At 68.7% G+C, this 20,907-nt stretch carries 24 protein-coding genes; 11 read left to right on the top strand and 13 right to left on the bottom strand.

Annotation, left to right across the window (positions count from 1 at the left end; genetic code table 11):
- The first annotated feature begins 384 nt into the window (after nucleotides 1-384).
- Entirely contained in the window at nucleotides 385-1,044 is a 660-nt protein-coding gene (locus tag ABH927_RS30320; RefSeq protein ID WP_370027208.1) for a ferritin-like fold-containing protein, read from the top strand.
- Nucleotides 1,045-1,310: 266 nt separating this feature from the next.
- Here the strand turns inward: ABH927_RS30320 and ABH927_RS30315 are convergent, their stop codons facing one another.
- From ABH927_RS30315 to ligD (ABH927_RS30295), 5 genes are all read right to left on the bottom strand, one after another.
- The gene (locus ABH927_RS30315) at nucleotides 1,311-1,541 is read right to left on the bottom strand and encodes a DUF3107 domain-containing protein (protein WP_370027206.1); all 231 of its coding nucleotides are present in this window, start codon (nucleotides 1,539-1,541) and stop codon (nucleotides 1,311-1,313) included.
- 95 nt (nucleotides 1,542-1,636) lie between these two features.
- Nucleotides 1,637-2,257: a TetR/AcrR family transcriptional regulator gene (locus ABH927_RS30310; RefSeq protein ID WP_261585544.1), complete on the bottom strand. Its 621-nt coding sequence runs from the start codon at nucleotides 2,255-2,257 to the stop codon at nucleotides 1,637-1,639.
- Between the two features lie 73 nt (nucleotides 2,258-2,330).
- Complete coding sequence (locus ABH927_RS30305; RefSeq protein ID WP_370027204.1) at nucleotides 2,331-2,534, bottom strand: hypothetical protein; 204 nt, start codon at nucleotides 2,532-2,534, stop codon at nucleotides 2,331-2,333.
- 105 nt (nucleotides 2,535-2,639) lie between these two features.
- The gene (ligD, locus tag ABH927_RS30300; RefSeq protein ID WP_370027203.1) at nucleotides 2,640-3,521 is read right to left on the bottom strand and encodes a non-homologous end-joining DNA ligase; all 882 of its coding nucleotides are present in this window, start codon (nucleotides 3,519-3,521) and stop codon (nucleotides 2,640-2,642) included.
- A complete protein-coding gene (gene ligD / locus ABH927_RS30295) occupies nucleotides 3,518-4,480 on the bottom strand; it encodes a non-homologous end-joining DNA ligase (RefSeq protein ID WP_370027201.1) in 963 nt (320 codons plus the stop codon). The genes ligD (ABH927_RS30300) and ligD (ABH927_RS30295) overlap by 4 nt, the downstream gene beginning before the upstream one ends.
- 77 nt (nucleotides 4,481-4,557) lie before the next feature.
- Here ligD (ABH927_RS30295) and ABH927_RS30290 point away from each other — a divergent pair, with 77 nt between their 5' ends.
- Complete coding sequence (locus tag ABH927_RS30290) at nucleotides 4,558-5,520, top strand: Ku protein (RefSeq protein ID WP_370027199.1); 963 nt, start codon at nucleotides 4,558-4,560, stop codon at nucleotides 5,518-5,520.
- A gap of 244 nt (nucleotides 5,521-5,764) precedes the next feature.
- On the opposite strand, the gene ABH927_RS30285 is transcribed toward ABH927_RS30290, so the two are convergent.
- A complete protein-coding gene (locus ABH927_RS30285) occupies nucleotides 5,765-6,091 on the bottom strand; it encodes a hypothetical protein (protein ID WP_370027197.1) in 327 nt (108 codons plus the stop codon).
- 210 nt (nucleotides 6,092-6,301) lie between these two features.
- Here ABH927_RS30285 and ABH927_RS30280 point away from each other — a divergent pair, with 210 nt between their 5' ends.
- Entirely contained in the window at nucleotides 6,302-6,460 is a 159-nt protein-coding gene (locus tag ABH927_RS30280) for a hypothetical protein (protein WP_370027195.1), read from the top strand.
- A gap of 610 nt (nucleotides 6,461-7,070) precedes the next feature.
- Here ABH927_RS30280 and ABH927_RS30275 read toward each other — a convergent pair.
- The 5 genes from ABH927_RS30275 to ABH927_RS30255 form a co-directional block, all read right to left on the bottom strand.
- Entirely contained in the window at nucleotides 7,071-7,481 is a 411-nt protein-coding gene (locus tag ABH927_RS30275) for a hypothetical protein (RefSeq protein ID WP_370027194.1), read from the bottom strand.
- Between the two features lie 169 nt (nucleotides 7,482-7,650).
- Nucleotides 7,651-8,100: a hypothetical protein gene (locus tag ABH927_RS30270; RefSeq protein WP_370027192.1), complete on the bottom strand. Its 450-nt coding sequence runs from the start codon at nucleotides 8,098-8,100 to the stop codon at nucleotides 7,651-7,653.
- A 1,361-nt stretch (nucleotides 8,101-9,461) separates the two neighbouring features.
- Nucleotides 9,462-10,349: a hypothetical protein gene (locus tag ABH927_RS30265; protein WP_370027190.1), complete on the bottom strand. Its 888-nt coding sequence runs from the start codon at nucleotides 10,347-10,349 to the stop codon at nucleotides 9,462-9,464.
- A gap of 256 nt (nucleotides 10,350-10,605) precedes the next feature.
- Nucleotides 10,606-11,475 carry a hypothetical protein gene (locus tag ABH927_RS30260; RefSeq protein ID WP_370027188.1) on the bottom strand — a complete coding sequence of 290 codons (870 nt, stop codon included), beginning with the start codon at nucleotides 11,473-11,475 and terminating at the stop codon, nucleotides 10,606-10,608.
- A gap of 477 nt (nucleotides 11,476-11,952) precedes the next feature.
- Entirely contained in the window at nucleotides 11,953-12,432 is a 480-nt protein-coding gene (locus ABH927_RS30255; protein WP_370027186.1) for a hypothetical protein, read from the bottom strand.
- A 372-nt stretch (nucleotides 12,433-12,804) separates the two neighbouring features.
- Between ABH927_RS30255 and ABH927_RS30250 the strand changes: the two genes are divergently transcribed.
- Both ABH927_RS30250 and moeZ read left to right on the top strand, forming a co-directional pair.
- Nucleotides 12,805-13,731 carry an alpha/beta fold hydrolase gene (locus ABH927_RS30250; RefSeq protein WP_370027184.1) on the top strand — a complete coding sequence of 309 codons (927 nt, stop codon included), beginning with the start codon at nucleotides 12,805-12,807 and terminating at the stop codon, nucleotides 13,729-13,731.
- A 110-nt stretch (nucleotides 13,732-13,841) separates the two neighbouring features.
- The gene (moeZ, locus tag ABH927_RS30245; RefSeq protein ID WP_370027182.1) at nucleotides 13,842-15,020 is read left to right on the top strand and encodes an adenylyltransferase/sulfurtransferase MoeZ; all 1,179 of its coding nucleotides are present in this window, start codon (nucleotides 13,842-13,844) and stop codon (nucleotides 15,018-15,020) included.
- 61 nt (nucleotides 15,021-15,081) lie between these two features.
- On the opposite strand, the gene ABH927_RS30240 is transcribed toward moeZ, so the two are convergent.
- Together ABH927_RS30240 and ABH927_RS30235 are read right to left on the bottom strand one after the other, a co-directional pair.
- A complete protein-coding gene (locus ABH927_RS30240) occupies nucleotides 15,082-15,384 on the bottom strand; it encodes a winged helix-turn-helix domain-containing protein (protein ID WP_370027180.1) in 303 nt (100 codons plus the stop codon).
- Entirely contained in the window at nucleotides 15,384-15,851 is a 468-nt protein-coding gene (locus tag ABH927_RS30235; RefSeq protein WP_370027178.1) for a hypothetical protein, read from the bottom strand. Before ABH927_RS30235 ends, ABH927_RS30240 begins: the two co-directional genes overlap by 1 nt.
- A 131-nt stretch (nucleotides 15,852-15,982) precedes the next feature.
- Between ABH927_RS30235 and ABH927_RS30230 the strand changes: the two genes are divergently transcribed.
- The 6 genes from ABH927_RS30230 to ABH927_RS30205 all read left to right on the top strand — a co-directional run bounded on the left by ABH927_RS30230 (nucleotide 15,983) and on the right by ABH927_RS30205 (nucleotide 20,889).
- Entirely contained in the window at nucleotides 15,983-16,735 is a 753-nt protein-coding gene (locus ABH927_RS30230) for a hypothetical protein (RefSeq protein ID WP_370027176.1), read from the top strand.
- On the top strand, nucleotides 16,729-17,970 hold the full coding sequence (locus tag ABH927_RS30225; protein ID WP_370027174.1) for a S8 family serine peptidase: 1,242 nt from the start codon (nucleotides 16,729-16,731) through the stop codon (nucleotides 17,968-17,970). Before ABH927_RS30230 ends, ABH927_RS30225 begins: the two co-directional genes overlap by 7 nt.
- A gap of 9 nt (nucleotides 17,971-17,979) precedes the next feature.
- Nucleotides 17,980-18,885, top strand: a complete 906-nt coding sequence (locus tag ABH927_RS30220) for a hypothetical protein (RefSeq protein WP_370027172.1) — start codon at nucleotides 17,980-17,982, stop codon at nucleotides 18,883-18,885.
- Nucleotides 18,879-20,042 carry a S8 family serine peptidase gene (locus tag ABH927_RS30215; protein WP_370027170.1) on the top strand — a complete coding sequence of 388 codons (1,164 nt, stop codon included), beginning with the start codon at nucleotides 18,879-18,881 and terminating at the stop codon, nucleotides 20,040-20,042. The genes ABH927_RS30220 and ABH927_RS30215 overlap by 7 nt, the downstream gene beginning before the upstream one ends.
- A 101-nt stretch (nucleotides 20,043-20,143) precedes the next feature.
- Nucleotides 20,144-20,515: a hypothetical protein gene (locus tag ABH927_RS30210; RefSeq protein WP_370027168.1), complete on the top strand. Its 372-nt coding sequence runs from the start codon at nucleotides 20,144-20,146 to the stop codon at nucleotides 20,513-20,515.
- 56 nt (nucleotides 20,516-20,571) lie between these two features.
- Nucleotides 20,572-20,889, top strand: coding sequence for an MGMT family protein (locus tag ABH927_RS30205; protein ID WP_370027167.1), 318 nt, complete (start codon nucleotides 20,572-20,574; stop codon nucleotides 20,887-20,889).
- The last annotated feature ends 18 nt before the right edge of the window (nucleotides 20,890-20,907 follow it).

Here is a 20,907-nt window from a genome sequence, read left to right as displayed (position 1 = left end):
GTCTCGAGGGCGTCGGAGATCTCCGGGATGACTCCCAGGTCTCGGAAGGTCGTTGTCAGCGTGGCCTGCCTCAATCGGTGCGAAGGCGGCCTTCCGGGTCATCCTGGCCGGCAGATCTCCCCCGGTCGGGCCCTCGCGGATGTCGCGCCTTCGTCGTGATCAGCGACCGCGGGCATCCAATTACTGGGGGCTCCGGGAACCAATACCCCGGATCAACATAGTGCGGTCGCACTTTCACAGAGCAGTCTACTCGATACCACAACCCGGAACCGATTTCTGCTCCTTCCCGCTAAAAGTCCCGCCTCCTGCCGGATGCCGGCGGCCCCGAGCCCGCCGCTCCGGAGGCGCGACCCCGGACGCTTACGCTGCCCTTACGCTGCACTCATGACTGATAGCTCTCCCGGCATCGTGGACCTCCTGGGCGTGCTGGCGTACGCCGAGCTGACCGCGTTCCTCCGGCTGGCCGAGGACGCCGCGCTGCTGGCTCCGACCCTGAACGACCGGGCGGCGCTGGGCGACGTCGCCGCCACCGAGTACGGACACTTCCGCGTGCTGCGTGATCGGCTGGAGTCGCTCGGCGTCGACGCTGAGGAGGCGATGGCCCCCTTCGTGGACGCCATCGACGCCTGGCACGCCCAGACGAAGCCCAGGGACTGGCACGAGGCCCTCGTGAAGGCATATGTGGGCACCGGGATCGCGGGGGACTTCTACCGCGAGGCCGCCCGGCGGGCCGACCCGTCCACGAGGGAGCTGGTGGACGAGGTGCTGGCCGACACCGGCCGCTCGGAGTTCGCCGTGGAAAGGGTCCGGGCCGCGATCGAGGCCGACCCCCGGCTGAGCGGACGGCTGGCGCTGTGGGCACGCCGGACGGTGGGAGAGGCGCTGAGCCAGGGTCAGCGGCTCGCCGCGGCCCGCCCGGAGCTGGCCGGCCTGCTCGTGGGGGAGGAGGGCGAGGATCTCGCGGAGGTCGGCCGCCTCTTCGCCAGGCTGACCGAGGAGCACGGCAAGCGGATGGCGGCTCTCGGGCTGACGCCCGGCGTGTGAGCCGAAGCCGGTCTGCTGATCGAGCGGCGTGAGGGCGCCAAACGGTTGTACCGTGCGAGGCATGAGGGCCTCGCGCCGCTACGGCAGTTCCTTGACGAGATGTGGGCCGAATCGCTGGACTTCGCGCGCCGTACTGCGAAGGGGCAGCGCGGACTGTCCGACAGTCAGCCGGACGCGGGGTGACACCCACGGCGCGGGCCACGGCCGTCGCCCCCGCGGATGCGGATATGGGTGACCGCACGGCGGCCCACGCCGAAGGCGGGTGGCTACAGAGTTCCGCCGAAGCCGACGGCGCGCTGCTCGTCCTCGCCGATCTCGACGAAACCGAGCGAGGCCACGGGGACGAGGACGCGCCGACCCTTGGTGTCGGTCAGTGAGAAGACGCCTTTGTCGGTGGCGAGCGCCTTGCGGAGCTCCTCCTCGATCTGCTCGGCCGACAAGTCGGTCTCCACGATGATCTCGCGGTGCACCGACTGCACGCCGATCTTGATTTCCATCGGGCTCCCCTTTCGAGAGGGCTGTTCATACCCATCGTCGTCGCCCAGGGGCGCGGTGAGCCCTGTGATCGCGTCAAGCGAACACAATTCGCCCGTCAGCCGGTCCGGGGGAAGCCGCTGATGCCGCGCCAGGCGAGCCGGGCCATGAGCTGCGTGGCCGCCTCCTTGGGGATGGAGCCGTGGCTGGTGAGCCAGTAGCGTGCGCTCACCTCCGCCATGCCGACCAGGCCGACGCCGAGCAGGTGGGCCTCGTCGCTGGAGCAGCCGGTGTCCTCCTGGATCACCTGGCTGATCGCCTCGGCGCTCTCCTGGAGGGAGCGCTCCACCCGCTGGCGCACGGGCGCGACGTTGCGCAGGTCCGACTCGAAGACCAGCCGGAACGCCTCGCCCTGGCTGGACACGAAGTCGAAGAAGGCGCCGATGGCCGCCTGGACCCGCTGCTTGTTGTCGGTCGTGGAGGCCAGCGCCTCGCGGCAGCGGGTAACCATGTCCTCGACGTGCAGGTCGAGCAGGGCGAGATAGAGCTCAAGCTTCCCGGGGAAGTGCTGGTAGAGGACCGGCTTGCTCACTCCGGCCCGCTCGGCGATCTCGTCCATCGCCGCCGCGTGGTAACCGTTCTCCACGAACACTTCCTGAGCCGCGCTCAGGAGCTGGCGGCGGCGGGCCATCCGGGGCAGCCGGGTGCCCCGGGGCTTGGCGTCCGGGGTAGCGGTCACGGCAGTCTCCTTGTGGGGAGGGATATCAGGGGGCTCGCCGCCCCGTGGCTCATCCTACGCGGCGGTAACCAGGTCAGCGATAGTCTTCGTCATCGCCGAGGTCCACCGTGCGCTCCTGGTCGGCGGCGTCGGCGGGGTCGGCCTCGAACGGGACCTGCTCCGGCCAGCGGCTGTCCTCCGCGACCTTCACGAGTTGGTGCTGCTCGACCGCGTCAGCCTCCGGCGCCTCGATCGACAGCTCCTCGACCACGTCGTCGAGGGGTTCCATCTCGGACATGTGCACGTCCTCCCGTCCGGGGGTCTGCTGCGACAGGTCCCACACTACGGCAGGTCCACGTCACGGTTCGGCCTGCCACGTCCAAGCGCGGCGGGGCGAACACGTCTAAGCGCGGGCGGGCATGAAGAGGTCGCCGTGTTCCTCCACCCGGGCCAGCACGTCCGGGGCGGTGAAGACCAGCTCGTCGGGGCTGCGGCAGTCCTCGACCTCGTCCCAGAGGAGAGGGGTGGACGCGGTGGGGATCCGGTTGGCGCGCAGCGAGTAGGGCGCGACCGTGGTCTTGTAGGGGTTGTTCTGGCTCCAGTCGATGAAGACCTTGCCGGGCCGGGCCCGCTTCGCCATCACGCTGGTCACGTGGGGGTTCCCGGCCTCGAGCCGCTGTGCGAGCGCCTTGGCGTAGTCGGACGTGCCGGGCCCCTGGTCCCACGGGACGTAGAGCTGCATGCCCTTGTTGCCGCTGGTCTTGGGGAAGCTCTCGTGTCCGTCCTCCTTGAGCGCGTCCCGCAGGAGCACGGCGACCCGGCAGCAGTCGACGATCGTGGCGGGCGCCCCGGGGTCGAGGTCGAAGACGAGCGTGTCGGGCGCCAGCGGCTCGCCGTCCTCCGTCACCCGCCACATGGGAAGGTGCAGCTCCAGCGCGGCGAGGTTGGCGTAGTAGACCAGCGACGGCAGGTCGTTCACGATCGGGAAGTCGATCGTCTCCCGGTTCTTCGTGCTGCCCGGGGCGGGCAGGTTGACCGTGGGGATCCAGCCGGGCGTGTGCGCGGGCGCGTTCTTCTCGAAGAAGAAGCCGCCGTTGACGCCGTTGGGGAAGCGCTTCACGGTCAGTGGGCGGCCCTTCAGATGAGGGAGCAGGACCGGGGCGATCCGGGAGTAGTAGTCGATGACCTCGGCCTTGGTGAACGCCGCGTCGGGGTAGAGCACCTTGTCCAGGTTGCTCAGGGACAGCTCCCTGCCGTCGACCCTCACCAGCACCTTCTGCGTCATTCCAGCTCCTCTCGCCGCACCTCGGCGGGGACCTTGTCGGTCCGCACGCCGCGCCAGACCGGATGGCGGAGCCGGCCTTCGTTCGTCCACATCGTGAAGGCGACCTCCCCCACAAGCTCGGGCCGAACCCAGTGTGCGTCCTTGCTTATTTCCCTGGGAAGGCTGGTCGAGAATGCGCTCTGCCCGATCTCCAGGGGCTTAAGCAGCCGGTACAGATGATCCAGCACGGCGTCGGTGAACCCGGTGCCCACATGGCCGACGTAGCGGAACCCGTGCCCGGCGGGGGACGGCCCGCCGTACATGCCGACGAGGAGCGAGCCGACGCCGCCCTCGCGGCGGCCCTTGCCGGGACGCCAGCCGCCGACGACGACCTCGGCGGTGTTCAGGTTCTTGACCTTCACCCACCAGTCGCTGCGCCGTCCCGGCCGGTACGGCGAGTCGAGCCGCTTGGCCACCACGCCCTCCAGACCCTGCGCGCGGGTGGCCTCCAGCACGGCCGGATCGCACGGGAGGTACGGCGGGGCGTCCAGCCCGAGCGAGTCGAGCAGCTCCCTCCGGTCCCGGTACGGCAGGTCGAACAGCGTGTGCCCGTCGAGATGCAGCAGGTCGAAGGGCAGATAGGAGACGGGGACGACGCCGAGGAGCCCGGCGCTCCTCGGATCCGGCACGTTCATCCGGCGCTGGAGCAGCTCGAAGCTGGGCCGTCCGGCGGCGTCGAAGGCCACGACCTCGCCGTCGATGACGGCCCTGCGCCCTGCGAGCGGGGCGACCGCTTTCACGATCTCGGGATATCGGGAGGTGAAATCGGTGCCGCGGCGGCCGGTGACCCTGACACCATCTTCTATGTACGCGATGGCCCGGATGCCGTCCCACTTCACCTCAAGGGCGTATTCGGCGCAGTCGAGAGGCAGCTCTCCGGGCACCGCGAGCATCGGTTCAACCGGGTACGGAACCGCCATAGTGGGTACCTGCCCATGAGGTAAGTCACTTGAATCTAGGTATAGCGGTATTCGAACACAGAGACGAGAATGTGGCTATGCGGAGCATCTGGAAGGGCGCCATCTCGTTCGGGTTGGTCACTATACCCGTGAAGTTGTTCTCGGCGACCGAGCAGAAGGACGTCACCTTCCACCAGGTGCATCGGGAAGACGGTGGGCGGATCAGGTACAAGAGGGTCTGCACCGCCGACGGCGAGGAGGTCCCGTACGCGGACATCGCCAAGGGCTATGAACTGGCCACCGGCGAGATGGTCGTGCTGACCGACGAGGACTTCGCGCAGTTGCCGCTCACCACGTCCCGGCGGATCGACGTGCTGCAGTTCACCCCCGCCGAGCAGATCGACCCCATCTACTTCGCCAAGTCGTACTACCTGGAGCCGGACGCTCAGGGGGCCAAGCCGTACGTGCTGCTGAGGGACGCGCTGGAGCAGTCCGGGCACGTGGCGATCGTGAAGGTGGCGCTCCGGCAGCGCGAGTCGCTGGCGACGCTCCGGGTCCGCGACGGCGTCTTCGTGCTGGAGACGATGCTCTGGCCGGACGAGGTGCGTGAGGCGGAGTTCCCGTTCCTGGAGGAGGACGTGGACGTCCGGCCCCAGGAGCTCAAGATGGCCGAGTCCCTGATCGAGACCATGGTCGCCGACTTCGACCCCGACGAGTACCGGGACGCCTACCGGGAGGCGTTGCAGGAGGTCATCGAGGCCAAGATCGCCGGTAAGGAGGTCGTCGCGGCCGAGGCCCCGGCCGAGCAGGGGCCCGCCGTCGACCTGATGGCCGCTCTGCGCGCCAGCGTCGAGGCCGCCAAGCGCGAACGCGAGGGTACGGCAGCCGCGAAGACCGAGCGCGAGGGCGCTGCCGCCACGAAGAAGAAGGCCGCCGAGAAACCCGCCGCGAAGGCAGCTTCGAAGACCACTGCCAAGTCGGCCGCGAAGAAGGCCGAGGGGGAGGAGGGCACCGAAGAGGAGAAGGCGCCCGCCAAGCGGAAGACACGCCGCTCGGCGTGACTTTCGGCATGAGTTTCGGCGTGAGTTGAGCTCGGATGCGGGGGCTCCGGCGGAGGTCGTTCCGCCGGAGCCCTCGCTATCTACGCCCTGGAGAAGAGCCGGCTCCAGGTCCGGGCTGAGAAGCGGCCTCGAGAGGTCGATGTGCACAAGACCAGGCGCTGGCGCCGCCCTGCGCATGGGCACGCCGGTCTTCCCGCCACTCAGCCCGAGGCGCGTAGCTCACTCATCGCGGCAGGCCACCGACTCAGTCGAAGTCGATGTCACTCATGCCGCGGGCCTTGACGATGAACGTGTTGATGTCGCCGTGGTGGCGCGACCTCTCGTGGCAGCGGTTCCTGTGGCAGCCCCAGCTCCTGTGCCAGCTCCTCTTGTGCCAGCTCTTCTTGTGGCAGCTGCTCCGGTGGCAGCTGCTCCAGTTGCCCCAGCCGCTGCTCCAGTCATCGCCCCAGCCGCTTTGGATGGTGGCCGCGCTCGCCGCTGTGGTCGTGGTCGCTGTGCTCAGGCCGACGGCTCCGCCGGCAACCGCTGTGCTGATCGCGAAGCCCGCGATAACGTTTCTGAGCTTGGGCATTGCGTGTCCCCCTTGAAAGGATCGATTGCCCGATTCGCGACATTTCATGAATAGAGGAGAAATGTCGCTGAAAGGCCCGAATGGGCCATCCCTCCCGCGATGTCTTAATTGCCGAGGGCGATGCGGGACAAACGGCGACACTCCGGCTTTTGGTGCCCCATTGTCCCTTCGTGGGCGATTTGAGATGATGGATGGGGCTTTCATCCCTAAATGTCCGTTTCTCTGGGTTGTGTGGCCGGTCGAGGGCCGTACCACCCCGGCGCGAGGACGGGGGTGAAGCGCGGCGGGCTGATCCGGCACCGGCTCGGCGGGTGGCCAGGCGCAGCGGGGCGGCCCGGCAAGAAGGCGGCGGGGAACCGGCAGGCGTAGGGCCGTCACGCGCTTACGACCGGCGGGAGACGGGGAGGCGCGCGAGAGCCTGGGGGCGGGTCCCGCGCGGCGAGATGGGCCCGCACGGGCTGAGGCGAAGGTCGGGCGCGGGGGATGGACCTATGAGAGAGGGGTGGGCAAGGTCTGGCGCGGTGGGGATCGGATCGCGTGGGCTGAGGGGCGTCTGTGCTGGGGGATCGGGCAGGTGCCAGGACCACGGGGAAAGGTCAGGGGAAAGGTCATGTGCGGCGTGATGGCCGCGGGGAGGTCGTGCGCCGTGCCATGGGTCGGCACGCGGGCGGGACGACGTGCGGCAGCGGACGTGCGACTGGGGGCCGGTCGGGCAGAGGAACGTGAGCCCCGGAAAGGTCAGGGCTCCGGCGGAGAGAATCCGCCGGAGCCTCTGCTCTTTGCGCTGGAGGATGAAACTTCGTTCCAGGCCCTGAAGGCACTCACCGGAAGGTGCGATGCGCCCGGAATCCGTGCGCTCGTCCTTTCGTGAGCTATCTGCGTCGGCAGGCGCCGAGATCCCTATGAAGCACGGTCACTCTGGTCTTCCAGCCGATCGGCCCGGAGCGTTTTGATCACCCGAAGGCCGTCAGATCCGGCCCTAGTTGCAGTCGCCGCCCCAGCAGTCGTTGTTGTCGTTGTTGTTGTTGTTGTTCCAGTTGCAGTTGTCGTTGTTCTGGAAGCAGTTGTTGTTCTGCCAGCAGTTGTTGTTGTTCCAGCAGTCGTTCCTGCAGTCCTTGTCCTGGAAGCCGATGGCAACGCAGGGAGTGGCGATCGCGAAGCTGGAGCAATCGTCCCTGCAGCTGTTCCAGCAGTTGTTGTTCTGGAAGCAGTTGTTGTCCTGCCAGCAACAGTTGTTGTTGTCGTTCCAACAGTTGTTGTTGTCGTTGTTGTTGTGCCAGCTGACCGGGACCGTGGATGCGCTGGCGGCCGTGGCTCCGAGAGCCAGGGCGCCGCCCGCGAGAGCGGTGCTGAGTGCGAGTCCGGCGAAGACCTTCTTGAACATGGCCATTTCGTCTCCCCTTCGAAAGGATTCGATTTTGGTTTTCCGAGATTTCTCGGAATGCGCTGTCCTGCAATCTCATGACAACCTTGAGATTGCGACTGTAGGTTTACGGCTCAGTTGAAGGGCGTCAGGTCAGCTGTGCTGCTGGATTTGGCTCAGCTCAGTTCAGCGCAGTTCAGTTCACGTTCTCGGGCTCGGACTCGCGCGAGGTCTCGGACTGGTCGTCGTTGTTCTTGTCGTCGTTGTTCCAGAAGTTCCGGTTGTTGTTGTTCCAGCAGTTGTCCTTCTGGTGCCAGTTCTGGTTGTTCCAGAAGTCATCCTTCTGGGTCTTGTCCTGGAACCCGATGGCGATGTCCTTGACCGCGAGCCCGAAGTTGGTGTGGTCGTCCTTCTGGTTCTTCCACCAGCAGTTGTTCTGGAAGCAGTTCTTGTCCTGCCACCAGCAGTTCTCCCGGTCCTGCCACCACTTGTTGTCCCGGTTGTGGTCGTGCTCGTGGCTCTTCTCCGTCTCGTGGCTCTTCGGAGTCGTGTCGGCGCTCGCGGCCGTGACGCCGGCGGCCAGGGCGCCGCCCGCGAGAGCGGTGCTGAGGGCGACCCCGGCGAGGATCTTCTTGAGCATGGGCATTATGTGCTCCCCCTTGAAAGGATTCGATTGCCTCGAACCTTGCGGCATTCCGATATTTCGAGGAATGCCTGAGAAATGTGGTCATGGTCCGTGTTGGACCATCTGCCTGCGCTGACTTGATTTCCGGGCACATGGTGGCACAAACAGAGATCTGCTGCTTTTGATCGCTTATTATCACTTTATAGCCGCCATTAGACTATTGATGACGGCTTTGTAGCAAAATGTCCGATTTCGCGTCGGCTCAAAGCCGGGGAAGCCGTATCCGCGCCGCAATAGGCGATAGGCGCGGCAAGGAGGGGCGGCTATGTGGCCGTACGAGGCCTCAGACGCGTCCGTCCGCGCGCAGACGCGTCAATCCGTACCCCGTCTGTATGCGCCGGCCGACCGGGTCGCTCAGGGCGCTGCTCGCCGTCCCGGCCCGCCGTACGCGGATCGGTGGGGTCGTAGGCCGGCAGCTCGCCGGGGACGTCTCCCCGACCTCGGCAACCGCTCGGCGAAGTGAGACGAAGTGAATCGACGGCGAACGGCTGGGCGTGACCTGGCCGCCCGCATGGGGCCGCAGTTTCGGCTGGAAATGTGGGATCCCGGTGTGTGGAGGCGGGGCACTCGCCATCAGGGAGCCGCGTCTTCACCTCTGCCATGAGGGTCGCGAGGCGCGGAGGATGCCGGGGTTCGCGACGACATGACGACTATCAGAAGCGAGCGCATGGCGAATACGGGCCCAAGACGCAGGCCAGAACGCAGGTCAGGGACGCATGCGGGACAGGCGCCGAAGACAACGCCGAAGAGCCTGTACGGCGATGCCGTACAGGCTGGGTCTATTCGCGCCTCCCAGCGAAACTCGGAATAGGAGCGCGCCGGAGGACGGCCGGATCCGCGTCCGCCATTCGACGTGGTGATAAGCCGCCGGTTACCACGTCGTGCCCGACGATTAATGTCTTCGCGCGCGGCCCAGATGGCGCCTCGCCACGTTGTCGCCCGCCCACGAGATATTTCGCGAGCTTCGCACGCGGCCCGGGAACGCCGGCCGGAGGCTCTGTTCTTCCCCTTGCGACGGATCCATCGAGACAGGGAGCAGTGTCGAGCATTTTCTATCCGGCGCTTCGCCGATCAACGTCGTGACCGCGAAGAGGCCCGCGACAGCCCTGCTGGGAACGCGGTTGAAACTACGTCGTCCTGCACTCCGCTCATAGATCCGCTGGAGATGGCGCCGTGCCCTTCGACCTGGCCTGCTGAAGACCTGGCCAGTTGAAGACCAGGCCGACTGAAGCCGCATGTGACACGGGCCATGGAGCGAGGGCTCCGCGGTCGGCGCCCGCTGGAGCCCTCGCCAAGTAGAGGCCACAACGGCCTCATATCACTTACGCAGGGTTGGTGGCGGTGCCGCCGATGCCACCCGCGCCACCGGCACCACCGGCACCACCGGTGCCGCCGGCGCCGGCGCCCCCGGTGGCGGTGCCGGTCTGGGGGCCGGCGGTGTTGCTGCCGCTGCCGCCGCCGCTGCCGCCGGCGCCGCCAACACCAGCGGTACCAACGCCGCCTGTGGCGGCGCTGCCGGCGCCAGCGGCGGTAGCACCGCCGCCCGCGGCGGTGGAGTCACCGCCGACGCCGCCGGAGCCAGCGGGACCGCTGCCCAGGGTCGCGCCGGTGCTGGCGCTGCCGTTGCCGCCGGTCGCGCCGGAGTTACCGCCGGGGCCGCCCAGGCCACCGTTGGCGCTGGCGTCCGCGCCCACGGCAGTCGAGTTGGCACCGTTGGTACCGTTACCCGACCCCTTCTTCTCCTCTTGCTGTTGCGGCTCCTGCTCCTGCTCCTTCTGCTTCTGCTCGTTCTCCTGCTCGTCCTTCTGCTTCTGCTTCGGGTTCAACTTGGTGTCCGTGTGGTTGCGCTGGTTGTTCCAGGGCAGCGCCTTGGAGTCGGTGTGCTGCCAGTTGTACGGCAGGGCGTGGGCCGCGCTCTCGGTCTTCTGGAACGGCGTCAGGACGAGGGTGAAGTCCCGCAGCAGGAACTGGTGCTGGTTCTGGTGCTGCTTCTCGTGCTGCGACTGCTTGTTCTTGTTCTTGTTCTTGAGGGCATGACGCTGCGGTGCGCAGTAGCCGCGTACGGCGTGGCGGACCGGAGCGCCGACCACGCCGCCCATGACGGTGCTCGCGCTCGCGGACGTGGTGGTCACGGCGCTACCGAGAGCGATGACTCCGCCGGTCAGCGCGGTGCTGACGGCGAGGACCCTCGCGAGGTTCTTGAACGACATTGCTGATTTCTCCCCTTGAAAGAGTTTCTGCCTCCGCTCTCCGGTGGTCTCCGATCGGCCGAGACTCGGAAAGCCGATGGTGAGAGCGTGGGCCTGCGTTTACGCCCGCGCGCATTCGCGCCGTGAGGATTCACGGTCTGAATGCCGCGACGTTTCACTGCGTGACATGAGCGTGCGATGAACCATGGCGAGGGCTCCGCGGCCGGCGTCCGCTGGAGCCCTCGTTGAAGAGAGGCCGCAAGGGCCTCACGCACTGTTAGGAGGTGGCGGTGCCGCCGGTGCCACCCACGCCACCCACGCCACCCACGCCGCCGGCGCCGCCGGTGCCCGCGCCGCCGGTGCCGCTGCCGGTCTGGGCGCCGGTCGTGTTGCCGCCGCTCCCGGCGGCGGCGCCGCCTACGCCGCCGGCACCAGCGGTGGCCGCCCCGCCTGTGGCGGTGCCGCCGCCGGTGGCGTTGGCGCTGCCGCCGGTGCCGGTCGAGCTGCCGCCGGCGCCGCCGGCGCCGCCGGCGCCGCTGGCCAGGCCCGCGGTGGCGGTGCCGGTGCCGGTGCCACCGGTGCCGGTGGAGGTGCCGCCCGCACCACCCGGGCCGCCGTCGGCGCTGGCAAGCGCGGTCGGGGCGTTGACGGTGCTACCACCGTCGTGCTTCTCCTGTTGCGGCTGCTGCTCCTGCTCCTGCTCCTTCTGCTTCTGCTCGTTCTCCTGCTCCGCCTCCTGCTTCTGCTTCGGGTTGGTCGTGGAGTTCGTGTGGTTGCGCTGGTCGTTCCAGGGCAGCGCCTTGGCGTCCGAGTGCTGCCAGTTGTACGGCAGGGCGTGGGCCGCGCTCTCGGTCTTCTGGAACGGCGTCAGGACGAGGGTGAAGTCCCGCATGAGGAACTGGTCCTGCGTCTGGTGCTGACGGTGGTGCTGCTTCTGCTTGTTCTTGTTCTTGTTCTTGTTCTTGAGGGCATGACGCTGCGGCGCGCAGTAGCCGCGTACGGCGTGGCGGACCGGAGCGCCGACCACGCCGCCCATGACGGTGCTCGCGCTCGCGGACGTGGTGGTCACGGCGCTACCGAGAGCGATGACTCCGCCGGTCAGCGCGGTGCTGACGGCGAGGACCCTCGCGAGGTTCTTGAACGACATTGCTGATTTTCTCCCCTTGAATGAATTTCTGCCTCTGCTCTCCGGCGTTCTCCGATCGCCGAGACTCGGGAACGCATAGGTGGGAGCATGGGCCTGCGTTTACGCCCGCGCGCATTCGCGCCGTGAGGATTCACGGTCTGAATGCCGCGGCGTTCACTGGGTGGCATGAGCGCCCGGCGTGGACAGCGCGCGGCCGGGACGCGTCATCGAATCGCGTTATCGATGTGTTGTTTACTTGGACGACGCAACGGGACGGACCATGGAGCGAGGGCTCCGCGTTCGACGCCGGAGCCCTCGCTGATTGCGGCCGGAGCGGCCTCATGGTCTGCGCCCGTACAAGGGCCCGTGCGCACTCGCTGGTCAGGGCACCCGAAAGGGATCCTGGCGACAGCGACCACGGGCGCCGTTCAGCCCCTCAGTCATGGCCCGAAGGCCAACTGCGATCTCCGTGCGAATGGCCGAGATCGCATGCTTGGGTTACTTCTTTGTGTTGGAGGGCGACGGAGTGACCGGAACCTCCTGCTCCTCCTGCTCGGCCTCCTGCTCGGCCTCCTGATTCTGCTTCGGCTCGGTCTTCGTGTCCGTGAAGGAGTTCTGGCGGTTCCAGGGCTGCGCCTTGGTGTCCGAGTTCTGCCAGTTGTACGGCAGGGCCCGCGAGTCGGTCTCGGTCTTCTGGAACGGCGTCAGGACGAGGGTGAAGTCCCGCAGCAGGAACTGGTGCTGCCGCTGGTGCTGACGCTCGTGCTGCCACTGCTTGTTCTTGTTCTTGTTCTTGTTGTGGTTCCGGTGGCCACGGCCCCAGTTGCAGCAGCCGCCACCGCCACCGCCACCGACCCAGCCGCCCATGACGGTGGAGGCGCTCGCGGTGCTGGTGATCGCGTTGCCGAGTGCGACGGCTCCACCGGTCAGAGCGGCGCTGATCGCGAGGATCCCGACGATGTTGTTGAACTTGGGCATTTCATTTGCTCCTTGAAGGACTACTGCCCCGACACTCCGGCATTTTCCAAATCAGTTGGAAAATGTACTTTCTGATGACCCTTGCGGATCATCCCTGCATTGTCTTGATTTCCTCGTCGCCCAAGTGACAAACGGCGATCGGTGGCTTTTGCCATCTGCTTATCGCTTTATTGACGACGTTGGACCGCTACTGATCACTTCGCCCATAAATGTCATTTATGTCGCATTTGAAATGTCCGATATGGGAGATATCGGCGAACCGGTACATGGGGAGAGGTCCCAAAGATGCTTACTGTCCGTAGCCGGGCGGGCGGCGGGAGACGTGCGGCCGGGGGGTTATCGTCGAAACAGAAGGAGAACAAGGGAGGACGCGTGGGTGTCGAGCCGATTCCGCATTGGCCGGGTGAGCACATCGATCTGGGCGAGACGCGGGTCCACGTGAGGACCACCCCGGAGGGGCCGCCCGACACCGCCGTGTTCGTCCACGGTCTGGCCGGCTCCGCCACGAACTGGACCGACCTCATGGGCGAGCTCGCCGGCGACGTGAGGGGAGTCGCCATCGACCTGCCGGGAGCCGGGCACTCGCCGGCGCCCCCCGACGGCCGCTATTCGCTGGACGGCCACGCGGACGCGGTCGTGCGGTTGATCGAGCACACAGGCGGCCCTGTTCATCTGTTCGGCAACTCCATGGGCGGGGCCGTGTCCGTGCGGGTCGCGGCCGCCCGGCCCGACCTCATCAGGTCGCTGACGCTCGTCTCCCCGGCGATGCCCGACCTGCTGCCCCGGTACGGCCCGGCCCGGGTGGCCATGTCGGCCGCGCCGCGCCTGGGCGAGCTCGCGGTCCGCTGGCTCTCGTCCGTCCCGGCCGAGCGGCGCATCCGGGCGACCCTGAGCATGTGTTACGCCGATCTCAACAGGGTCCACCCCGAGCGGCTCCGCGACGCGGTGGAGGAACTGCGGCGGCGTGACGGCCTACCGTACTCGGGGGAGGCGATGGTGGGCTGCGCCCGCGCGATCGTCAACGAGTATTTCCGCACCGGTCCGGACAACCTCTGGCGGCAGGCGGCCCGGGTCACCGCGCCGACGCTGGTGGTCTACGGCCGCCGTGACCGGCTGGTCGACGCCCGGATGGCCCGCCGGGCTGGCCGTACCTTTCCGGACGTCAGGCTCGTCACACTGCCCAACGCCGGGCACGTCGCGCAGATGGAGTTCCCCGAGGTGGTCGCCAGGGAGGCACGGCGCCTGCTCGCCGAGACGCGAACGCGCGAAACATGGGTGTCCATACGGCGGACAGCGTGATTGGGAATGCGGAACGCCCCGGTTAAGTTGTGAGTAGAGCTTGTGATGCGCCCATGGAGCCGAGCGCGACCATTTGCACGAAAACGGGACACGAAAGCAGGAGTGGGACTGTGTCGTTGCCACCGCTGGTAGAGCCGGCAGCTGAGCTGACCGTCGACGAGGTGCGCCGCTACTCGCGTCATCTGATCATCCCTGACGTGGGCATGGCGGGGCAGAAGCGGCTCAAGAACGCCAAGGTGCTGTGTGTGGGGGCGGGCGGCCTGGGCTCTCCCGCGCTGCTCTACCTGGCCGCGGCCGGGGTGGGGACTCTCGGGATCGTCGACTTCGACATCGTCGACGAGTCGAACCTGCAGCGGCAGATCATCCACGGCCAGTCGGACGTGGGGCGGCTCAAGGCGGAGTCGGCCGCCGCGAGCGTGCGTGAGATCAACCCGCTCGTCAACGTCGTGATCCACAATGTGGCCCTCACGACGGACAACGTGATGGACATCTTCTCCGGCTACGACCTGATCGTGGACGGGACGGACAACTTCGCCACCCGCTACATGGTCAACGACGCGGCCGTGCTGCTCGGCAAGCCGTACGTCTGGGGGTCGATCTACCGGTTCGACGGGCAGGCCAGCGTGTTCTGGGCCGAGCACGGCCCCTGCTACCGCTGCCTCTACCCGGAGCCCCCGCCGCCCGGCATGGTGCCGAGCTGCGCGGAGGGCGGCGTCCTGGGCGTGCTGTGCGCCTCGATCGGCTCGATCCAGGTCAACGAGGCCATCAAGGTCATCACGGGCATCGGCGAGCCGCTCGTCGGCCGTCTGATGATCTATGACGCGCTGGAGATGAAGTATCGGGACGTCAAGGTCCGCAAGGACCCGGAGTGCCCGCTCTGCGGCAAGAACCCGTCGATCACCGAGCTGATCGACTATGAGGCGTTCTGCGGCACCGTCTCCGAGGAGGCGCAGCAGGCGGCCGCGGGGTCCACGATCACGGCGGCCGAGCTCAAGGAGATGCAGGACCGGGGGGACGACATCTACCTGATCGACGTCCGCGAGCAGAACGAGTACGAGATCGTGAACATCCCGGGCGCCGTGCTCATCCCCAAGGGCGAGTTCCTGAACGGCTCCGCGCTCGAGGGCCTGCCGCAGGACAAGAGGATCGTCCTGCACTGCAAGTCCGGCGGCCGGTCGGCGGAGGTCCTCGCGGTCCTCAAGAACGCCGGCTTCTCCGACGCCGTCCACGTCGGTGGTGGCGTGCTGGGCTGGGTCAAGACCGTCGACCCGAGCCTGCCCACCTACTGATCGCCTCTCGTACGGCTGCCGCCTCCCACCGGGGGCGGCAGCCGTACGCGTTGGAGAGCGCTCAGTCGGAGAGGACCGTCAGCCCGCTGGGTGAGACGATCTTTTGCAGGTTCGCCACATACAGGGTGAACGCCGCTCGCCCGACGTCGGTGAGGCTGTACCAGGTCTTGGGCCGCTTGCCGACGTGACCCTTGCGTATCCGCACATATCCGGCCGTCTCCAGCGCGCTCGCGTGCTTCGACAGCACCGAGTCGCTGATGCCGAGCGTGTCCCTCACGAAGCCGAACTCGGCCTGCTCCGCGGCCGCGAGCAGCGACACGATCTGCAGGCGGGTGGGCGCGTGGATGACGGGGTCGAGCTCCATCACACCCCTTTTTCGATCTTGAGGACCATCTGCCTGGAGATCCACCGGGCGACATACGGGCCGGTCGCGGCCATGAACGCCGTCATGACCAGGCCGGCGTACGTCCGAGCGTAGGCGATTTCGGCGGAGGCCAGCCACAAGGCCAGTGCCAGGCAGAGGCCGATGCCGGCGCACAGCCAAAGTGCGAACACGACCATTCCCGCCGGGGATGTCAGGCTGCGGTGGGCGGTCATCCGTCGCGACGTGACAAGCCGCCCGATCAGGGCCCCGAGCCCGGCGGTGAGCACGAGGCCGCCTCCCACTATGACCGAGACCGGCGTGCCCGGCTCGGTGATGAACTGCGCTCCGGTCACGAAGACCCCGACCCCGGCCGCGTACCACGTCGGAAACCAGGGCTCGGATCCTACGGCCTTCGCCTGCGTCCGCCGGATGGCCGAGAGGCTCCGCGCGGCTTCTTCTGGATTCACGGGGGGCTCCTCCGCTGTCGAAACCATCACTTTCCGTATCGGAAAGTACTTTCCACTTTCCATTGCGTCAAGTACTTTCCGGGGTGGATTTGTGGGGATGATGGGCGTCAAGTCGGGTTAAGGTCGCTGGGGTGATCCCGCGAACCCGAGTGAGCGGAGGCGTGGTGGGTGAGACGCGGACCTGGCCGGTCCTGCTCGTGGCCTCCGCGCTCACTCTGATCTGCGCCGTGGTCGCGGGGGTCGCGGCGACCGCCGCGGGCGCCGAGCTCACCCGTGGTCCGAGCGCGGCCGAGATCCGGCAGGCGAGCGCCACCGAGGTCTCCCGGCGCTGGGCGTTATGGCCCGCCGGCCGGATCTTCCCCCTGGCTCTGCCGTACACCGGCGAGCAGGGCGGCAGGGAGACGGCGCGCAGGGTCGGCATCTCGTCGAGGATCGACTGCCGCACGGCCGTCGACGCGGCCCTGCGCAAGGCGGTCCTGGCCGCCCACTGCCACGCGATCCTCCGGGCGACCTACCTCGACGCGCTCCAGGGCATTGTGGTGACGATCGGGGTCGCCGCGTTCCCCGACACCGCGTCGGCGGCGGCCGCGAAGGCGGCATTCCCACGGAACGGCGGGCCGTACCCGGGGCTGCGCGCCCTGGCCTTCCCCGGCACCGTGACCGACCGCTTCACCGCCGGAGGCCGCCAGGCCGGCACCGTGCGGCAGGCCGGCCCCTACGTCGTGATGAGCACGGTCGGGCAGGTGGACGGACGCCCGGCCAGAGGCGTCGGCAGCCAGCGGCCGACCATGTTCTCCTTCACCGGCGACCTGGTCGGGAACATCGCCGCCACGCTCACCGCCCCCGCCTCCCCGGACTGCGCCGCCAAGGAGTGGCAGTGCTGAGACGCGCCGCGCACGCCGTCGCGGCCCTCGCCGCCGCCCTGCTTCTCGTCACGCCTCGTACGGCTGTCGCGGACGACGTGCGGGTGAGCCAGGAGGCGGTCCTGCGGACCCTGGACGTCGCGGACGCCTGGGCCGAGACGAAGGGCGCGGGCGTGACCGTGGCCGTTCTCGACTCGGGGGTGGACCCCGAGCACCACGACCTGGCCGGATCGGTGATCATCGGCAAGGACTTCACCGCCGGGGCGAACCCGGACGACGTCGAGCCGGTCCGCCTGCACGGCACCTACATGGCCTCCCTCATCGCGGGCCACGGGCACGGCCCGGGAGGCGGCGACGGCGTCATCGGCGTCGCGCCGGAGGCCAGGGTGCTGTCCGTGCGGGTGATCCTGGAGGACGAGGAGCCCGGCTTCCGCACGTTCAACTCCGACCCCCGTTTCGAGGGCGTGGTCGCCAAGGGGATCCGGTACGCCGTGGACCACGGAGCGGAGGTGATCAACCTGTCCATCTCCAAGGACCTCCCGACCGAGGCCGAGCGTGAGGCGATCCGCTACGCGATCTCCAAGGGGGTGGTGCTGGTGGCCGCCGCGGGCAACGACGGCGCCGGCAAGCGCACCGCGCCGTACTCGTACCCCGCCTCCATTCCCGGCGTGATCTCCGTGGCGGCCGTCACTCCGGCCCTGCGCCGCGCGTCGTTCTCCAACCGGAACTCCTCCGTCCTCGTGGCGGCGCCCGGCGTCGACATCCTCGGCGCGGGACCGGGCGACGAATACTGGGTCGGCCGGGGGACCTCGCAGGCCACCGCGCTCGTGTCGGGGGTGGCGGCGCTGATCAAATCACGCCACCCGGGGATGTCACCCGCGCTCGTCGCCCAGGCGCTCACCTCGTCCCCGGCCCAGAAGAGCCCCTACAACACCGGCACGGGCTTCGGCGTGGTCAACGCGTACCGCGCGCTGAGCATGGCGGCGGTCCTCGCCCGCCACAGGGCCACGGCGTCGGGGCCCGGCGTCCAGGATCCGGCCCGGACCGTGCGCGCGGCCACCGACCGGGGCGGCCCCGTCGTGGTCGTGCGCCGCGACGAGCGGGCGATCACCGTCTACGGCGGCGTGGCCGTCGCGGGCCTCGGCGGCGCGGTCTCGAGCCTCGTCGTCCTGATCCTGCTCGTACGGCGGGCCAGGCGGAAGGAGCACGAGGCTCTGGTCATGTCGTCACCCCGGCCGACGGGCCTGCCGACGTAGCATCGGGGTATGCCGCCCGAGCAGCCGAGGACACCGCGGACACCGCCCGGTGGCCGGCGGGGACTGCCGCCCTTCCCGGGCCGCACGGCTCAGGGCTCGTCCTCCGGCCGCCCTCGGGCGCGCCCCTGGCCGGCGTCACGAGGCCGCGCGGCGGCCGCACAGGCGGCGCGGGAGCGGGCCGAGTTGGAGCGCGGCATCCGGTTCCGGTCGATTTTCCTGACGGTGATGGGCGTGGTGCTGGCCGTCGCGGCCGCCAACGTGCTCCTCGGGTCGATCGGGCTGCTCCAGGAGACCCGATCCCGCCCGCTCACCGACGCCGAGCGGGCCAAGTACGTCGCGGAGGATGTGGCCCGCAGGTGGCAGGCGTGGCCGGTCGGCATGGTCTTCCCCGAGGAGGTCCAGTACACCGGCCTCGCCCGGGCCCAGCAGTACGCCCGGCGCGTCGGCGTCGCCCCCGAGGCGGCGTGCGCGGCCACCGTCGACTCCCCGGTCGCCTCCGTCCTCCGCGAGCAGGGCTGCCGCACCATGCTCCGGGCCACCTACGTCGATCAGACGTCCACGTTCGCCATCACGGTCGGGGTCGCCGTGCTCAGGGACGAGGAGGCGCGGATGGAGGCCGCCGCCAAGCTGCCCGTCGACGACCGCGTGGGCGTGCGGCCGGTCGCCTTCCCCGGCACGGTGACCGACATGTTCGGCGCGGCCCAGCGGCAGCGGACCGCCTGGGTGGGCGCCGGGCCGTACATCGTCTTCTCGACCGTGGGGTACGCCGACGGCAGAACCCGCGACTCCGTCGCGCTGGAGGAGCTGCTGAACAGCGAGATGTGGCCGGCCGCGGAGTCCGTCGCGGGGCGCATCGCGCGATCCCTGGGCGAGCCGCCCGATGTCCCGCGCTGCACCCAGGGGAACGTGTGCTGAGACCGATCACCCTGTGCGCCGCGCTGGCGAGCGCGCTCCTGGCGGGTCCCGCGCCGGCCGGCCCGGCGCTGGCGGAGCCCGGCGGGGAACGCTGGGCGCTCGACGCGGTCAACGCGGAGAAGGCATGGAAGGTCACCCGGGGCGAGGGCGTGACCGTCGCCGTGCTCGGCGCCGCCCGGCCGGACGGCGGCATTCCCGAGCTGAAGGACAAGGTCCTCTACGGCCCGGACATGACGGGCAGGGTCTTCGGCGGCCTGGTGCCGGGCGACGCCGAGACCGCCCTGGCCTCGCTGATCGTCGGCAGTGGGCGCGACGGCGGGATCGCGGGCGTCGCGCCCGGCGCGCGGGTGATGTCCATCCCGGTGGCCGAGCCGAAACCCGACGGGAACTTCCTCGATCCGGAGGCCGAGACCGGCGTGCCGCAGGACCGGCCGGTGGCGCGCGGCATCCGGTACGCCGCCAACCACGGGGCGACGGTGATCTGCCTGCCGATCTCGGACTACGGCGTGGACCGGACGGACCGCGAGGCGATCTCCTACGCGCTGTCGCGTGGGGTCGTCCTGGTCGCCTCGGTGGGGGACGGCGGCCAGTCGGAGTACGCCCGGCAGACGGGGACCTCCTACTGGAAGTTCCCCGCGGGCTATCCGGGCGTCGTGGGCGTCGCGGCGGTCGACCGGCAGGGCCGGAAGGCGGAGTCGAGCAGCGACAACCTCTCGGTCCTGGTCGCCGCGCCGGGAGTGGACGTGCCCGTGGCGCTGGCGGGCGGCTCGCACGGCACAATATCGGGGACGCCGGCGTCCAGCGCGCTCGTCGCGGGAATCGCCGCACTGATAAAAGCGAAATATCCGGATATGGCGCCGGAACTCGTCTCGCGGGCTCTCACTTCGGCATCTCGCCCGCACCCGCGTGCCGGTTATGACGACAAAGTGGGATTCGGGGTGGTGGATGCGGCGGCGGCTCTGACAAAGGCGGCGGAGCTGGCGGGCTACACCCGCACGGTCCCGGTGCGGGACGATCTGCATTTCGGGAAGGGACCGGTTTCCGAGGGACCCGCGCGCCCCGGGCCGGATCCGGTTAGGCTCTGGATCTACGCGATCGCCGTCGTCCTCGGCCTGGGCGGCTTCGCCGCCGGCGCCGTGGCGCTCAGCCGACGGTGATCACATGTTGGCCGCCATTTGGCCGCGTTTCGGCTGCGGTCCCAGGGATGTTCCGGTTTCCTGTGACAGGACGGGGTCAAGTTTCGCTAAGGTCCCGCCTCATGGGGTACGAGCTGCGCGTAGAGCGGGAAGCACCGCTCGCCTACGCCGAACTCGCGAGCGTGGTTTCGGCGGAGGCCGGATTCGAGCTGCGCGGGTCGCACGAGGCCGGCGAGGTTGTCGCGCGGCACGGCGACTCCGTGCACCACGTCGCGACCTGGTCGGGACGGCTGATCGGTCAGCCGGGATCGGACTGGCAGGTGGCCCAGCTCGCCCGCCTCACCGATCTGATGGGCGCGCGGCTGGTCGGCGAGGACGGCGAGGCCTACGGGATCAGGAACGGCGTCGTCGAGCAGATAAACGGCTCGGCGAGCTACGAGTTCGGCAAGCTGGAAGAGATCATCGAGGCCGGGCCCTCCGAGTGGAGCACCTGAGAGCCACGCCGTTCGCGCGCGGATCTGAGAGCCACGTCCCGAATGGACACGCCTGAATGGGGCAGCGCGCCCATCGCGAGCCGACGCCGTATGCCGAGCGGGTGCTCGGCGTGGTCGAGCGCATCCCGCCGGGCAGGGTCATGTCCTACGGGGACGTGGCGGAGTACCTCGGCGAGGGCGGCCCCCGGCAGGTCGGCCGGGTGATGTCCCTGTGGGGCGGCGGCGTGCCCTGGTGGCGCGTGATCCGGGCCGACGGAAGTCCCGCACCTGGCCTGGAAACCGAGTGTCTCGCCAGGTGGCGCCAGGAAGGAACCCCCGTGAAAAGGGGCCGGGCGGACATGCGTGCGGCTCGATGGGACGGGCGGACCCTGTGACCGGCATTACCATTTCTA

Origin of the sequence: Planotetraspora sp. GP83 (assembly GCF_041262585.1) — a bacterium.
In the GTDB taxonomy this organism is placed as follows: domain Bacteria; phylum Actinomycetota; class Actinomycetes; order Streptosporangiales; family Streptosporangiaceae; genus JAOEGB01.
The sequence above is the reverse complement of the archived record's forward strand: the minus strand, read 5'-3'. Positions and strand labels throughout refer to the sequence as shown.